Raw genomic sequence first — 15584 nt, 5'->3', positions numbered from 1 at the left:
CTCATTTGACAGACACGTGTCATGTCAAGGTTTTTTAGGAGAAGCTGAATGCCAGAAAGCAAAGAAAAGAAATCGCTGGGCATCCTGGCCTTAGCTGGATTAGAGCCATACCAGGAGAAACCTGGAGAGGAATATATGGGCGAGCCACAGCTCGAGCATTTCCGTAAAATCCTCAATGCATGGCGTAATCAGCTCAGGGAAGAAGTCGACCGCACCATGAATCATATGAAAGATGAGGCGGCAAATTTCCCCGATCCTGTCGATCGTGCAGCGCAGGAAGAGGAATTTAACCTAGAGTTACGTAACCGAGATCGTGAGCGTAAGCTGATCAAGAAAATTGATAAGACACTCCAGCGTATCGAAGACGATGATTTTGGCTTTTGCGACTCATGTGGCATCGAGATTGGCGTTCGTCGCTTAGAAGCGCGTCCAACCGCCGAGCTATGTATTGATTGTAAAACACTCGCTGAGCTGAAAGAAAAGCAAATGGCGGGATAATCATCACTGAGGGAGTCGCGCGCAAAAATATCGCGGGCGGCTATCATCCCACAAAATAGTAATCACCCCATAAAATAAAAGGGAGCTTCGGCTCCCTTTTTGTGTTTGTAGACGCTTGTGTTCATGCAAGATCCCCGTACAATTTGCGCTATTCATTATCCGCCCATGGCGCTGAGACCCGAGTTCATTCGTTTATCATGACATCGCACGCTGCTTATATCGGTCGTTTTGCGCCGTCGCCATCAGGACCTTTACACTTTGGCTCATTGGTGGCTGCGCTGGGCTCTTATTTAGATGCTCGTGCCCATCATGGCCGATGGCTGGTACGGATTGAAGATATCGATCCGCCACGAGAAAAGCCGGGCGCGGCCAGTGAGATTCTGCGCACGCTTGAGGCGTACGGCCTATATTGGGATGGTGCGGTTCGTTATCAAAGCCAGCATCTAGGTGACTATCAGGCGCAAATTGATGCTTGGCTAGCGTCAGGGCGCGCGTATTATTGCACGTGTACACGGCGTCAAATTAAACAGGCAGGTGGCGTCTATCCAGGTTGGTGCCGAGATAAAAACAAAGCGGCTGAACACGCTGCGGTGAGGCTAAAAAGTCCGGTTGAAGTGTTAGCGTTTAACGATCGACTGCATGGTTCGTTGCCTCTTGATCAGCAATTGGCTAACGAAGACTTTATCATTAAGCGCCGAGATGGGCTCTATGCGTATAATCTTGCCGTCGTGTTAGACGATATTGACCAAGGGGTCACAGACATTGTCCGAGGAGCGGATTTAATTGTTCCAACGGGACGCCATATTGGATTATATCGTCTGTTAGGCGCGCGACTGCCGCACTACCTGCACCTCCCGTTGGCATTAAATGCGGAGGGGCAAAAACTATCGAAACAAAATCGTGCGCCAGCTATTGATAATCAAGCCCCGCTGCCCGCGTTACGTGCAGCGATGCGGTTTCTTGGTTTACACGCAGTCGCAGAGGAAAAGGTGGCAACGCCTACTGAATTACTGAATCTTGCGGTCAATACGTGGTCGTTGACGCACTTACCCAAACAAACGGAAGTGACGACAGCATTCTAAAATGGCCCACCCTGATATATTATATGCCGCTGTTTCATGGCCCGAACAATCAAATATGAGGTGAGCTATCTTTAATCGAGTGACCAGCTTTTGCCGTAAGGTTCTGAATCGTGATGGTAAAACACGAGCAATTGAGGATCTTAAGTTGGAAGTTATCCCCCGCAAAGCACACGGCATTTCGCGCAAAGGTATCAGCGAAAATGCGCTGAAAGTGCTCTATCGCCTGCATAAAGCGGGCTATGAAGCGTACCTCGTTGGCGGAGGGGTGCGCGATCTGCTATTGGATCGCGAACCTAAAGACTTTGATATCGCCACCAATGCCACACCGGATGAGGTGCGAAAGTTATTCCGTAATTGTCGTCTGATTGGCCGCCGTTTTCGCCTTGCCCATATTTTGTTTGGACGAGATGTGATTGAAGTGGCAACTTTTCGAGGTCATCACGGCAAAAGCGAGCCAGACAAAAAAGACAAGCAAACAGCACGTTCTGAAGACGGTATGCTGCTGCGCGATAATGTCTACGGCACCATTGATGAAGATGCGCAGCGCCGCGACTTCACCATTAATGGACTGTATTACAACATTGCTGACTTCTCTATTCGTGATTATGCCCTTGGACTGGACGATCTAAACAATCGCATTGTTCGCCTGATCGGGGACCCAGAAACGCGCTATCGAGAAGATCCGGTACGTATGCTTCGAGCCGTGCGTTTTGCGGTGAAGCTGGACATGACCATTAATGATGCAACCGCGGCACCGATGGTTGAGTTGGCGCCCTTATTACAAGATATTCCCGCGGCACGTATGTTTGAAGAAAGCTTAAAGCTGCTGCAAGCGGGGCAGGGACTTGCAACCTACCAAATGCTGCGTGAGTACAACTTATTTCAGCAGCTTTTCCCTGCGGTCGCGGCCCACTTTACTGAAGCGCAAACCAGTCAAACTGAACAAATGCTTGAGCAGGTGTTACGTTCAACGGATAAACGCGTTGCTAACGAGCAGCGCATCAATCCCGCTTTCTTATTTGCGGCGATGCTTTGGTATCCCTTGGTGACACGTGCTGAAGAAATGGCGTTTGAAAGTGGTTTAAGTTACTACGATGCCTTTATGGTAGCGGCGAGTGATATTGTTGACGAACAAGTGAAAACCGTCGCCATCCCTCGCCGTTTTACCGCGATGGTGCGAGAAGTCTGGCAATTACAAATGCGCATGACCCGTCGTACGGGAGCGCGCGCATTCAAAACGTTGGAAGAGAAAAAATTCCGCGCGGCGTTTGATTTGCTAGAAATGCGCGGTGCGGTAGAAGGTGATGACACGGAAGCATTGTGTGCGTGGTGGCGAGACTTTCAACGCGCCGATCAGGGAGGGCGTCAAAAAATGGTGCGTGCGATCAACAAGGTTAGCAACACGCGCTCCCCTAAATCACGCCGCCGTAAAGGGCCGCCGCGTCGGCGCAAACCGCAGTCGAACTCAGACGCATGAACCGAGTGTATATAGCGATTGGCAGCAACCTAGGTGAGCCGATAAAAAAAGCACAACAGGCGATTGCGGCACTAAAAACACTGCCGCAAAGTTCTTGGGTAGCCGTGTCTTCTCTTTATACCAGTCGGCCAATGGGGCCAGCGGATCAGCCTGATTATGTCAATGCAGTAGCTGCGCTGGACACCCACCTTGACCCTCTGACACTATTGGATGCCACGCAAGCGATTGAGCTTGATTATGGCAGGGAACGCAAAGCAGAACGTTGGGGCCCAAGAACCTTAGATCTCGACATTTTGCTTTATGGTGACCGTGTTATCGAGCATCCACGACTGACGGTGCCACATTACGGCATGAAAGTACGTGAGTTCGTGCTTTATCCACTTGCCGACATCGCCCCCGACTTGTGCTTGCCGGATGGCAGTACGCTCGCCGCGTGCCTGACGCGCGTGGATCGTAACGGTTTAACCCGTATCTGCGATCACGCTTAATCGGTGGGCCCCAGTTTCAGGCTTTGGGAGACACAATGAAAAAAATCACAATTACTGATCTGATCACATGGAAGCAACAAGGACAAAAGTTTGCATCCCTTACCGCCTATGATGCGAGCTTTGCTCAGCTGTTTGAGCAACAGGATGTCCCTGTTTTGCTGGTGGGCGACTCCTTAGGTATGGTGCTACAAGGGAAAAGCGATACCTTATCCGTATCCGTTGCCGATTTGGCCTATCATACGCGTTGCGTGCGTGCAGGCAGCCCGAATAGCTTGTTAATGGCCGATATGCCATTTATGAGCTGTACAACCCCCGAGCAGGCGTGTACGAATGCCGCTGAATTGATGAAAGCGGGCGCCAACATGGTCAAAATTGAGGGCGGTGCCTGGTTAGCACCAACCGTAAAAATGTTGACTGAGCGTGCGGTACCGGTTTGCGCGCACCTGGGCCTGACACCGCAATCGGTGAATATCTTCGGCGGCTTTCGCGTGCAAGGGCGTGACGATGAAAAAGCCGAACAGATGGTGGCCGACGCCGTTGCACTAGAGCAGGCAGGTGCACAAATCATCCTACTTGAGTGCGTGCCAGCGTCACTCGCCAAGCGGATTACCGACACCGTCTCGGTACCTGTCATCGGTATTGGAGCCGGCAGTGACACAGATGGTCAGATTTTGGTCATGCACGATATGCTTGGCGTATCGGCTAACTATATGCCCAAATTCTCGAAAAACTATTTGGCAGAAACAGGTGATGCCCGCGAAGCGGTGGCCAAGTACGTGCAAGAAGTGGCGAGCGGCGAATTTCCCGGTCCCGCCCACACGTTTAAATAGAGAGACCGAGTATGCAGATAATTTCTGAGGTTGCGCCACTGCGCGATCACGTCGGCCAGTGGCAAAAAGCGGCCAAGCGTATTGCGTTTGTGCCCACCATGGGAAACTTACATCAAGGCCACTTAACCTTAGTCCGTAAAGCCCGAGAGCAGGGAGATGTGGTGGTGGTTAGTATATTTGTTAATCCCATGCAATTTGATCGCGCTGACGATCTGGCTAACTACCCGCGCACCTTGGATGATGACTTAACCAAGTTGCGTGAAGAAGGTGTCGATCTTGTCTTTACGCCAAGCGTTGATACCCTCTATCCTCACGGCCTTGAGGCACATACAGCGGTTGAGGTACCAAAACTCTCATCCATGCTAGAGGGCGCGTCTCGTCCGGGCCATTTTCGTGGTGTCGCGACCGTGGTGACTAAGTTATTCAACCTCGTGCAGCCTAATGTAGCGTGTTTTGGGGAAAAAGATTTCCAGCAGCTTGCTGTCATCCGCAAAATGGTTACAGATATGGCGATGCCGATTGATATTATTGGTGTGCCAACCGTGCGTGAAAGCGATGGTTTAGCCATGAGCTCTCGCAATAACAATTTAACCGTGGATGAGCGCCAGCGTGCCCCTGTGCTTGCAAAAACGATGCGTTGGATGAGTGCGCAAATGCGTAATGGACGGCGTGATCTGGATGATCTGATTGAGGATGCGCACGATCAGCTGCGTGCTGCGGGTCTTCAGCCCGACGAGTTCTACATCCGCGATGCTGACTCGCTAGGGACGATCACTGATAATAGCCGCCAAGCGGTTATTTTGGTGGCGGCCTACCTCGGTACCACACGCTTGATTGATAACTTCATGGTCGATTTACAGCGTGCGACGGAAAAAGCGGACAAGACAGAGACCGCGAACCACTAACTGTCTGCATCCATAAAGTACGAAATACGTGTCCTTGGTTTTAAGTACGCTTTCACCTCCTCAGGGAGTTTAGAGATAGGCACGGCCGTGTCTATCTCTAGTTCACTATCACGCATGTCAATAATGGTCGCTTGATCCGACGGAATGTCGGGATCATAAATCATCACATTTGGTTTGAGCAGTGCGGTGCTGTTAACCGAAATAATAATACCGACTTCCTCATTAGAGAGTTTAACCACTGTACCGGGCGGGTAGACGCCCATCATCTTGACGAATAACGCTAGCAGACGCGGATTAAACTTTGCTTTATTCTCTTTAAACAAGTGAGACAAAGCCGCAAAGGGCATACGAGCGGGCGCACCAAACTGTGGGCGGCATAAGCGATCGAAAAAGTTAACCATGCCAACAATCTGCGCAGGCTCCTCAATCTCATCACCATTCAGACCTTTTGGAAACCCACTGCCATCAGCAAATTCATGATGTTGAGTAATGATAGCCTCTACTTCGGGCGTGCATTCGTCCATTTCTGCTACTAATTCCGCGCCATAGTTCACGTGCTGACGGTAGTAGTTCATTTCAGGGTCGGTTAAACGCTCTTTTTTACGGACAATCGCAGAGGGGACTTTTTTGGTCCCAATGTCATGCAATATCGCGCCTGTCATGAGGGAGCGAATCTGATCGTTGTTATAGCCATGACTGCGTGCCACCATTAAAGCTAAGACGGCAACGTTTAGCGAGTGCGCATACATATCTTCCGCCAATGTCGGATCATCCATCAGATGCAAGGTGACATTCGATTCACTGCCAAATAGCATCATACTATCAACCAGCATACGAACATCCTCGTTGGCTGCCTGAGGGCGGTTTGAGGCTTTCATATTGATAGCACGTAGTTGTGCCATTGAACGCTGATAGTGTTTCTGTACTTTTTGGATCCGAGCATGAAAGCGACGCTGTTCTTCTATGCGCTGTTGTTTTTCTCGCTCCATTGCCTCTTTGTCTCGGCTGACCGCGTTTGGGTCAATTTCATCTGGATTTTCTTTTTTTTCTGCCAGCGCAGGCAAGGGCACGGCGGTACTTTTATCTGGATAGTAATAAACAAAGCTCGTGGGTAGAGAGCGTATCAGCTTAGCTTGGGCGTCACTCTCGATTTGAAAGCGGTTGAGCATAAAAGGGTGCTCACGCCACTTTAAAGGGAGTTTGATATAAATACCGGCTTGGAGTCTGTCTGTAGACAGTTTGATGCTAGCTGACATGTGGATACGGCACTCGTTCCATGAGATGAGAAATCATGAGAAGAAAGAATTAGCACATAGATTAGCATAAAAAAAGCCCCACTCGAGAGAGTAGGGCTATTTCTAATATGGTGCCCGGAGGCGGAATAGATCGCGGCCTGCAAGGTGCGGCCTGCAAGGTCACCGGCACGGGTGTCGGTGCAAGCATAAAAAAAGCCCCACTCGAGAGAGTAGGGCTATTTCTAATATGGTGCCCGGAGGCGGAATAGATCGCGGCCTGCAAGGTCACCGGCACGGGTGTCGGTGCAAGCATAAAAAAAAGCCCCACTCGAGAGAGTAGGGCTATTTCTAATATGGTGCCCGGAGGCGGAATCGAACCACCGACACGGGGATTTTCAATCCCCTGCTCTACCGACTGAGCTATCCGGGCGTTTTACATGTTATAACATGAAAACTTCAAAAAAGCGCTAGCCTTCGGACTAGCGCTTTCTTTAAAAGTGGCTCCCCCAACTGGACTCGAACCAGTGACATACGGATTAACAGTCCGCCGTTCTACCAACTGAACTATGGGGGAATAATGGTGCCTCGAGGCGGAATCGAACCACCGACACGGGGATTTTCAATCCCCTGCTCTACCAACTGAGCTATCGAGGCAATGGTGCCGGCTGCCGGAGTCGAACTGGCGACCTACTGATTACAAGTCAGTTGCTCTACCAACTGAGCTAAGCCGGCACACAAATCGCGAAATACTGTGTGTCACACCATTATTTCATTATATGGTGCCCGGAGGCGGAATCGAACCACCGACACGGGGATTTTCAATCCCCTGCTCTACCGACTGAGCTATCCGGGCTAACGGGGCGCTATTAAACGGATTTTCGGTCTCACCGTCAACTGTTTTTTTGAAAAAAGTCCGGATATCGCATTGTTTGGATAAAAAGACAGCGAAGTGCGATAAAAACACGCAAAAATTCGACCCTTATCGCGGTTTACTGGGGAAGTTGCGCGAAGTCTTTTTGATAGCGTGTGACCTTTTGTAAGTAGCGTCTTGACTCCGAAGAGGGGTGGCGATGGGTTAGCGCCCAGTAGACTTGGTTAGGTTTTAAACGGTTCAGGTCTTGCATTGCACGCTCGCGGTTATTATCAAAGGTCAGTAGCACATTACCGGTGCCGCCGTTATAAGCGGAAATCATACTGTAGTGCAAAGAAAGTGGGTCTCGCACCGCTTTGAGATAGCGATTTTTGAGAATATAGAAATAGGCGGTTCCCATATCAATGTTCTTTTCTGGATCAAAAAGGTACTCAGGTGTGGGCTGGCCACGACGTTTTTTTACCAGTTTGAATACATCGCGTCCCGCCGTTTTCGGGACCACTTGCATCAATCCATAGGCGTTGGCCCAGCTCACAGCATACGGGTTAAAGCTACTCTCGGTTTTAATAATGGCATAAATCAGCTTTTCAGAGATGCCATAACGTTCAGAGGCACGACGGACAATATCCGCATATTGATAGCTGCGTTGTGCGGCGTGATCCGTCACCATAGGAATAGTGACAAAATACATGTTTTGAAAACGGACCTGTTTTTTCTTTAGCCGCCGGTCAATAAGATAGTCAGCAAAGCGATTGGCGCGCCATTGCCAGGTGATGGCTTTACCTTCGTGATCAACCACTTGCCCTTCGAGAAATGGGCGTCCCGTCAGCGGAACTTTTGCTGCAGAGTAAAGATCCACAGAAGCAGGATCGCGCGGGGTTAATAGGGTGGTGACAATGGCTTGTCTGAGGTGATCTTTCGGATCGTCAGTTGCGACGGTTTCCACTTGGATCACACCGCGTTCAAAGTCGATTCGTGCGCGACTTTTGTAATTATCCGTGTATTTGACGTAGTCACGTTTTCCGGAAACAAAGACTTGATCTTCGCCCCAGCGGACTTCGATTTTGCCAGTAAATTGGCTGATAAGCTGATTCAGGGCGTCGATATCTTTTTCGAATTGCCCTGGAATAGGCGCTAGATTTTTCGCAAACCGGTTAGTCGTTTGGTAATCCACGCCCACATATTTTTCGACGCTCTCTCGGCTGCAGCCGGAAAGCAACGCGCCATAACAGCACACTAACAAACAGAGTATTCGTGTCATTTTTGATTGCATTAGGATAAAAAAACACCCGCATTGAGCGTAACACAATGCGGGTGCGTTGCTGTGGTCAAGCCGCCTAGCTGTGGGCGACACCACGGAATTTACGCTTCGGGTGGCACATAGCCATCGATTTGCACGTCTTTTCCTTCAAACAAAAAATTGACCATTTCTTGTTCAATGATCTTACGATGTTCAGGATCCATCATATTGAGCTTCTTTTCATTGATAAGCATGGTTTGCTTCTTTTGCCATTCCGCCCAGGCTTCTTTGCAAATATTGTCATAAATGCGTTTGCCCAACTCTCCCGGGTAGAGTTGAAAATCGAGTCCATCGGCTTCTTTTTGGAGGCGTTGGCAAAATACGGTACGGCTCATAATCTAGGCTCCTTGTCATCGCCGGTTAGAGATTGTTGGCGCTCATGTTCAAGCAAGGTTAACAGCTTTTTCACTGGGGCCGCTAATCCTACTTTTGCAGGTTGTGATAAGTTATACCAAAGCCCTTGGTTGGCTTCCATGATGATTTGCGGTCGCTCAGCCACCGAGACTTTAATCGGTACAATATCTAAGTGAAAGTGACTGAAGGTATGTCTAAACGCGGTTAAGACCTCAGTTTTGACCGGTTTGATATTATGTAGCTTATCGGCAATATCGGCCTTGAGCGTGTGCTCAACCGCTTCAGGCAAGCACCATAACCCGCCCCAAAGGCCGCTTGGTGGTCGTTGCTCTAACCAGATTTCATCTTGATGCTGGATCAGCAAAAAACTGGTTTGTTTGACCGGTAAGGTTTTTTTCGGTTTTTTGCCAGGAAAATCCATTTGCCGACCTTGTGCACGTGCCTCGCAGCGGTCGGCAACAGGGCAAAGATCACATTTAGGCTTGCTTCGTGTACAAACCATCGCGCCCATATCCATCATGGCTTGGTTGTACTTGTCGGTATCTGTGGTGGGCGTGAGTGTTTCGGCAATCTCCCATAACTTGTTTTCTACCGGCTTTTTACCCGGCCAACCTTCGACGGCAAAACAGCGCGCTAAGGTGCGTTTGACGTTGCCGTCTAAAATGGGGTGCGGTTGACTGAGCGACAAAGAAAGCACGGCGCCGGCGGTTGAGCGGCCGACACCTGGGAGCGCCATGACCTCATCGAGCGTGGTAGGAAATACGCCATCATGGTGGTTGGCAATCACTTGTGCCGCTTTGTGAAGGTTGCGGGCACGGGCGTAATATCCTAACCCCGTCCATAAATGAAGAACTTCATCCTGATCGGCATTCGCTAAGTCGATAACGGTCGGAAACCGTGCCATAAACCGTTCAAAATAAGGGATTACTGTGCTTACTTGGGTCTGTTGCAGCATAATCTCACTGAGCCAGACTTTATATGGCGTTTTGTTTTGCTGCCAAGGTAAGGTTTTACGGCCATATTGCTCATACCAGTTTAAGATGGCATCGGAAAATGATTGACTCACTGTGTTCTCTCTTATTGTTTTGCTCACACGTGCACAAAGGCAGGCCACAGGGTACACTAACGGCAGGGCGTACTAATAGGATCAGCGCGTCCACCTTGCGCTATCGCAAAAACTTTGCATAATGCGCAGTCCGTTTAGATTTCCAACAATCGATGGTGACGGCTACCGGCATCATTACTACTGCATCACAGGCACCCAATCATGACTGAAGTCACTAAAACCGAACTCACCGAGGATGGCAAAGTTATTCGTAAAGTACGCAGTTTTGTGCGTCGCGAAGGCCGTTTAACGAAAGGGCAAGAGCAAGCGCTAAACGAATCCTGGCCTACCATGGGGATTGACTTTGACGCCACCGAGCTTGATTGGCAGCAGGTGTTTGGTAATGATAATCCTGTGGTGTTAGAAATCGGTTTTGGCATGGGCGCCTCTTTGGTTGAAATGGCAAAAAATGCCCCTGAGAAGAACTTTGTGGGTATTGAAGTGCATACCCCTGGTGTGGGCGCCTGTTTAATGGCAGCGCGTGAAGCCGGTGTCACCAATCTGCGTGTGATGTGCCACGATGCGGTCGAAGTGTTTGAGCAAATGTTGCCGAAAGAAAGCTTGGACACGGTGCAACTTTTCTTCCCTGACCCATGGCATAAAAAACGTCACCATAAACGCCGTATTGTGCAGTTACCGTTCGCTGAAATGGTAAGAGACAAGCTAAAAATGGGTGGCGTATTCCACATGGCGACTGACTGGGAAAACTATGCTGAGCACATGATCGAAGTGATGGAAGCGGCGCCTCACTATCAAAATATCGCAAAAGAGGGCTATTATGTTCCTCGTCCTGAAGAGCGCCCGCTGACTAAATTTGAGCAGCGCGGGCAGCGCCTGGGTCATGGTGTATGGGATATCAAATACACACGCACAGCCTAATGTGCTAAGGCGCGACGGCGCAGATAAGTGAAAGCGGAAAGCCAACCTCAGGTTGGCTTTTTTGTCCCCTGTTGTAAAAGGATCCTGTTGGTGAAACCAAGCTCTCAACTGTTAGCGCAAATCCTGGAGGATGTCCGTCCTTTAATGGGTAGCGGTAAGGTGGCTGATTACATTCCAGCCCTTGCGGATGTGCCGAATCATAAACTCGGTATTGCGGTTTGCTACAACGATGGCGACCTGATCACCGCCGGTGACGCGGACGAAGCCTTTTCTATCCAGTCGATTTCTAAAGCGTTAAGCCTGACATTGGCAATGCAAAATTATCGCGCGGAAGAAATATGGACACGGGTTGGTAAAGAGCCCTCTGGTCAGGCTTTTAACTCATTAATCCAGCTTGAGATGGAGCAGGGGATCCCGCGTAATCCGTTTATCAACGCTGGCGCCTTAGTCGTCAGTGATATGCTGCATACGCGTCAATCAGCCCCTCGCCAGCGGATGTTAGAGTTTGTGCGTCAGTTAGCGGGCAACCCCCATCTTTGTTATGACAAGGTGGTTGCGGATTCAGAAATGCAGCATAGTGATCGCAATGCGGCAATTGCTTATCTGATGCGCGCGTTTGGCAATTTTGACAATGAGGTGGTGCCGGTTTTAACTAATTATTTCCACTATTGTGCATTAGAAATGAGTTGTGTTGATTTGGCCAAAGCCTTTTTCTACCTGGCGAATCAAGGAACGCCTTTATCGGGAAAAACGCGGATTTTAACGCCGACGCAAAGCAAGCAAATGAATGCGCTCTTAGCGACATGTGGCTTGTATGATGGTGCGGGTGAGTTTGCCTACCGTGTCGGTATGCCTGGCAAGTCTGGCGTTGGCGGTGGGATTATTGCAATTGTGCCAGGCGAAATGTCGATTGCCGTTTGGTCGCCAGAACTGGATCCATCGGGTAACTCGTTAGCAGGCACCGCCGCTTTAGAGCTGTTATCTGCTCGGATTGGGCGGTCTATTTTCTGATCCTAGCCCACGATTCCGGTGAATAAAAAGCCCCGCATGCACGATGAGCGGGGCTTTTTGTTATTAGGCGTAACGGTTATGACTGGGCTATACGCCCTTGGTTAGCCTTGTGCCGCGAGCGTAGCGAAGGCGTGGTCAGCCGCTGCCAGTGTCGCATCAATTTCCTTTTGGCCGTGCGCCAAGCAGGTAAAGCAGGCTTCAAACGCAGACGGTGCGAGATAGATACCTTGTTCGAGCATTAAGTGGAAGAAACGCTTAAAGCGCTCAGTATCGCACTGCTGCACGTCTTTGAAGCAAGTGACTGTGTCTTGGTCCGTAAAGAAAAAACCAAACATTGCACCGGCTCGGTTGGTCGCTAATGGAATACCGTGTTTGTCGGCCAAGGCTTTAAAACCCTCAGCAAGTTGCTTGGTGACACTATTGAGGTAATCATGATTGCCTGGTTGACGTAGTTCACTAAGACACGCGAAACCAGCTGCCATGGCGACCGGGTTACCGGCCAAGGTGCCCGCCTGATAAACCGGACCGGTCGGTGCTAAGTATTCCATCACATCGCGACGACCACCAAATGCACCTACAGGCATGCCACCACCGACGATTTTACCTAGGGTAGTCAAGTCAGGTTTGACGTCGTAATAGGCTTGTGCGCCGCCAAGTGCCACGCGAAAGCCCGTCATCACCTCATCAAAAATTAGCAGGGCACCAAATTCATCGCATAGCGCGCGTAAACCTTGTAAGAAACCTGGCTGTGGTGGCACACAGTTCATGTTACCGGACACTGGCTCGACAATAATACAAGCCACCTCGTCAGGGTAAGTCTCGAACGTTTGGCGTACCGAGTCTAGATCGTTATAGGTGCAGGTCAGCGTGTGTTTGGCAAAATCTGCCGGTACCCCGGGGGAGTTTGGCTCGCCGAGCGTGAGTGCGCCTGAGCCTGCTTTCACGAGTAAGCAGTCACCATGGCCATGATAGTTGCCTTCAAATTTGATGAACTTATCGCGTTTGCTATAGCCGCGCGCGAGACGAATGGCACTCATGGTCGCTTCGGTGCCAGAGTTCACCATACGCACCATTTCCATGGATGGAACAAGCTCAGCAACCAGTTCTGATAAAGTGGTTTCACTTTCGGTGGGTGCACCAAAGCTCAGTCCACGCTGGGCGGCATCAACCACAGCTTCTCGAATGGAGGCGTGGTTATGGCCGAGAATCATTGGGCCCCACGAGCCAACGTAGTCGATGTAAGCTTTGCCGTCGGCATCAAAGATGTACGCGCCGTCAGCACGCTCCATAAAGACAGGGTCACCGCCGACACCGGCAAATGCACGCACGGGAGAATTCACGCCACCGGGAATGGTGCGTCTAGCTTGTTGAAAAAGTTGTGCTGATTTGGTCATGACATATCCTGTTAGGTAAGGCTTCGCCTAAATTGCGTCGGTGTATTTTAACCAAAGATACAGAACACTGGCGAGGTAGAGTATGATTTCATTGCAACAAGTTTGGCAATTAATACGTACTGATCACAATTGCGATCAAGCGCGCAATACTTGAACACTTTACTCAGGTATTAGATAATCCAATACTAAGCACCAAGAGCATGTGAGGTAACAATGAGCGAAGCACCTTTGCCGTTAGAGTTTTCTGAGGCCGCGGCGACCAAGGTAAAGACGCTGATTCAGGAAGAAGAAAACCCAAACCTGAAACTACGCGTCTACATTACCGGTGGTGGCTGTAGCGGCTTCCAGTATGGTTTTACCTTTGACGAAAACGTCAATGAAGGCGATATGGAGATCGAGAAAAGCGGCGTGATGTTGGTAGTGGACCCCATGAGTTTACAGTATTTAATGGGTGGGAAAGTCGACTATACCGAGGGGCTGGAAGGATCGCGCTTTTTCATTGATAACCCGAATGCCACCACCACGTGTGGCTGTGGCGCATCATTTAGCGTCTAATTTTTCGGCTGCGATAAAACGTACGACTTTTCGTTCCATCACAAAAACGGCGCCCTGTAGCGCCGTTTTTTGTCGCAATAGCCTGTTTAACCGCCACGGTTATAATGGTTTAAGTTGCCTACTGTCGCCAGTAGCTGGTTAAATTTGCTCAACTGTGCCATACGAGATTCAGCCAAGCGAACGAATTCTCGCTTGTCTTTACCTTGCAGGGATTTCGCTTCTGGCAATGCGACGGTGCGTGGGTTCTTATGCACACCATTGACCAAGAACTCGTAATGTAAGTGCGCCCCCGTAACACGCCCTGTTGATCCAAGCGTGCCGACGATATCGCCTTGTTTGACGCGCTGGCCGGTTTTCACTTTGCGTTTGGTCAAGTGCAAATACTTAGTGATGTATGTCGAGCTATGGCGGATAAAGACATAATTGCCGTTAAAGCGATTATAAGACGCTTTCATCACGATACCGTCACCAGCCGCTTTGATAGGCGTACCAACCGGTGCGACATAATCGGTGCCGCGATGCGGTTTGACCCGACCCGTCACTGGGTGCAGACGGCGTGGATTAAAGTTTGAACTGACATATCTAAAGTTCACCGGCGAGCGCAAGAAGGCTTTTTTCATCGCTTTACCGGTTGGTGTGTAGTATTTGCCACTCTCTGCTCGCACGGCGGTAAAGGTTTCACCACGGTTGGTGAACGTGGCTGCCAGAATATTACCGCTGCCAATATGTTCACCTTCGACAAACTCCTCTTCATACAAGACGGAAAAACTGTCTCCGTTACGAATATCGAGGGCAAAATCGACATCCCAGCCGAAAATCCCCGCCAGTTGCATGATTTGGTTTGGAGTGAGGCCTGCGCCTGACGCGGCTTGCCAAAAGCTCGATTGAATGGTCGCTCGAGCAAAATTTATCTGGGTATCAACGTGTTTGGTTTCAATGCGAGATTGATAGGTGTCATCGATCTTATTGACGATGAGGGTTTCATTGCTACCGCGTGGCTGAATCAGCTGCACCAGCTCGCCGCTGTCATCAACGCCTAAACGTACTTCATCACCAGGATTCAGATACGCCAAACGCTGGGTATGCTCATCGGCATTCACGAGGCGATAGAGATCGGTTGGGCTCAGGCCAGCGCGGTTAAACAGCAACGCCATACTTTCACCCGGTTGCACCTCATAGGTGGACCAATGGATAGTGCGGCTAAACTGTGCGGGCATTTCATCTTGTGGTGGCAGTAACGAGACGGCATCCACAGGGACAGGGTAGTGCTTACCCGGTTCAAAATTGGGTTGAGGGCGCGGGGTGCTTGGGCCATCAGGCACCAACATTAATAAGACTACGAATGCACTTAATGCACCGATAATGAGTTTATGTAACTTGGGTAAGGCTGCGAGTTTATTTAACGGCATGAAGACTATGTTGAATCACTACGAATAAAGTTATGACAGTCAGACACCCAATCGGTTTTATTGGGGATGATGCCCTGAAGTAGATTTGACACGGCTGACACAAAGACCACACACATTTTTTGATGGCAGCCACTGCGCACACCCTGTATACACTCTATCAGTTTAACTGGTTTCAAAAACTGTCGCTATTC

15 protein-coding genes and 5 tRNA genes are annotated in these 15584 nt (G+C 49.9%); 9 read left to right on the top strand and 11 right to left on the bottom strand.

Annotated features, from left to right (window positions below):
- Nucleotides 1-48 precede the first annotated feature (48 nt).
- The 6 genes from dksA (at nt 49) to panC (ending at nt 5280) form a co-directional block, all read left to right on the top strand.
- Nucleotides 49-498, top strand: a complete 450-nt coding sequence (gene dksA, locus BZG78_RS00625) for an RNA polymerase-binding protein DksA (protein ID WP_021024195.1) — start codon at nt 49-51, stop codon at nt 496-498.
- 197 nt (nt 499-695) lie between these two features.
- Complete coding sequence (gene gluQRS, locus BZG78_RS00620) at nt 696-1580, top strand: tRNA glutamyl-Q(34) synthetase GluQRS (RefSeq protein ID WP_021024196.1); 885 nt, start codon at nt 696-698, stop codon at nt 1578-1580.
- Nucleotides 1581-1683: 103 nt separating this feature from the next.
- Nucleotides 1684-3057 carry a polynucleotide adenylyltransferase PcnB gene (pcnB, locus tag BZG78_RS00615; RefSeq protein ID WP_206779561.1) on the top strand — a complete coding sequence of 458 codons (1374 nt, stop codon included), beginning with the start codon at nt 1684-1686 and terminating at the stop codon, nt 3055-3057.
- Entirely contained in the window at nt 3054-3545 is a 492-nt protein-coding gene (gene folK, locus BZG78_RS00610; protein ID WP_021024198.1) for a 2-amino-4-hydroxy-6-hydroxymethyldihydropteridine diphosphokinase, read from the top strand. The genes pcnB and folK overlap by 4 nt, the downstream gene beginning before the upstream one ends.
- A 35-nt stretch (nt 3546-3580) precedes the next feature.
- Complete coding sequence (gene panB / locus BZG78_RS00605) at nt 3581-4375, top strand: 3-methyl-2-oxobutanoate hydroxymethyltransferase (protein ID WP_021024199.1); 795 nt, start codon at nt 3581-3583, stop codon at nt 4373-4375.
- 11 nt (nt 4376-4386) lie between these two features.
- Entirely contained in the window at nt 4387-5280 is an 894-nt protein-coding gene (gene panC, locus BZG78_RS00600; protein WP_077660093.1) for a pantoate--beta-alanine ligase, read from the top strand.
- On the opposite strand, the gene BZG78_RS00595 is transcribed toward panC, so the two are convergent.
- The 9 genes from BZG78_RS00595 to mutY form a co-directional block, all read right to left on the bottom strand.
- On the bottom strand, nt 5277-6536 hold the full coding sequence (locus tag BZG78_RS00595) for an HD-GYP domain-containing protein (RefSeq protein ID WP_077660092.1): 1260 nt from the start codon (nt 6534-6536) through the stop codon (nt 5277-5279). The two genes, panC and BZG78_RS00595, sit on opposite strands and share 4 nt — an antisense overlap.
- 333 nt (nt 6537-6869) lie before the next feature.
- Nucleotides 6870-6945: transfer RNA gene (locus tag BZG78_RS00590), tRNA-Phe, on the bottom strand.
- 68 nt (nt 6946-7013) lie between these two features.
- A tRNA-Asn gene (locus BZG78_RS00585) sits at nt 7014-7089 on the bottom strand.
- 4 nt (nt 7090-7093) lie between these two features.
- Nucleotides 7094-7169, bottom strand: a tRNA-Phe gene (locus tag BZG78_RS00580).
- Between the two features lie 2 nt (nt 7170-7171).
- Nucleotides 7172-7247 (bottom strand) — tRNA-Thr (locus BZG78_RS00575).
- A gap of 45 nt (nt 7248-7292) precedes the next feature.
- Nucleotides 7293-7368: transfer RNA gene (locus tag BZG78_RS00570), tRNA-Phe, on the bottom strand.
- 136 nt (nt 7369-7504) lie between these two features.
- Nucleotides 7505-8647, bottom strand: coding sequence for a membrane-bound lytic murein transglycosylase MltC (gene mltC, locus BZG78_RS00565; RefSeq protein WP_028569759.1), 1143 nt, complete (start codon nt 8645-8647; stop codon nt 7505-7507).
- Nucleotides 8648-8748: 101 nt separating this feature from the next.
- Nucleotides 8749-9021 carry an oxidative damage protection protein gene (locus tag BZG78_RS00560; protein WP_021024203.1) on the bottom strand — a complete coding sequence of 91 codons (273 nt, stop codon included), beginning with the start codon at nt 9019-9021 and terminating at the stop codon, nt 8749-8751.
- Nucleotides 9018-10106 carry an A/G-specific adenine glycosylase gene (gene mutY / locus BZG78_RS00555; protein WP_077660091.1) on the bottom strand — a complete coding sequence of 363 codons (1089 nt, stop codon included), beginning with the start codon at nt 10104-10106 and terminating at the stop codon, nt 9018-9020. Before mutY ends, BZG78_RS00560 begins: the two co-directional genes overlap by 4 nt.
- Nucleotides 10107-10307: 201 nt before the next feature.
- On the opposite strand from mutY, the gene trmB reads away from it, so the two are divergent.
- Both trmB and glsB read left to right on the top strand, forming a co-directional pair.
- The gene (trmB, locus tag BZG78_RS00550; RefSeq protein ID WP_021024205.1) at nt 10308-11024 is read left to right on the top strand and encodes a tRNA (guanosine(46)-N7)-methyltransferase TrmB; all 717 of its coding nucleotides are present in this window, start codon (nt 10308-10310) and stop codon (nt 11022-11024) included.
- Nucleotides 11025-11114: 90 nt separating this feature from the next.
- Nucleotides 11115-12035 (top strand): glutaminase B, encoded by a 921-nt coding sequence (gene glsB / locus BZG78_RS00545; protein ID WP_077660090.1) that lies wholly within the window; start codon nt 11115-11117, stop codon nt 12033-12035.
- A gap of 101 nt (nt 12036-12136) precedes the next feature.
- On the opposite strand, the gene hemL is transcribed toward glsB, so the two are convergent.
- Complete coding sequence (gene hemL / locus BZG78_RS00540; RefSeq protein WP_021022146.1) at nt 12137-13429, bottom strand: glutamate-1-semialdehyde 2,1-aminomutase; 1293 nt, start codon at nt 13427-13429, stop codon at nt 12137-12139.
- Between the two features lie 213 nt (nt 13430-13642).
- On the opposite strand from hemL, the gene erpA reads away from it, so the two are divergent.
- Complete coding sequence (erpA, locus tag BZG78_RS00535; RefSeq protein WP_021022145.1) at nt 13643-13984, top strand: iron-sulfur cluster insertion protein ErpA; 342 nt, start codon at nt 13643-13645, stop codon at nt 13982-13984.
- 86 nt (nt 13985-14070) lie between these two features.
- Here the strand turns inward: erpA and BZG78_RS00530 are convergent, their stop codons facing one another.
- Nucleotides 14071-15393, bottom strand: a complete 1323-nt coding sequence (locus tag BZG78_RS00530; protein ID WP_021022144.1) for a peptidoglycan DD-metalloendopeptidase family protein — start codon at nt 15391-15393, stop codon at nt 14071-14073.
- Nucleotides 15394-15584: the final 191 nt, after the last annotated feature.

The sequence above is a fragment of the Salinivibrio sp. MA351 genome (genome assembly GCF_001996065.1).
Taxonomy (GTDB): Bacteria; Pseudomonadota; Gammaproteobacteria; order Enterobacterales; family Vibrionaceae; genus Salinivibrio; species Salinivibrio costicola.
This window is presented reverse-complemented; position numbering and strand designations above follow the sequence as displayed.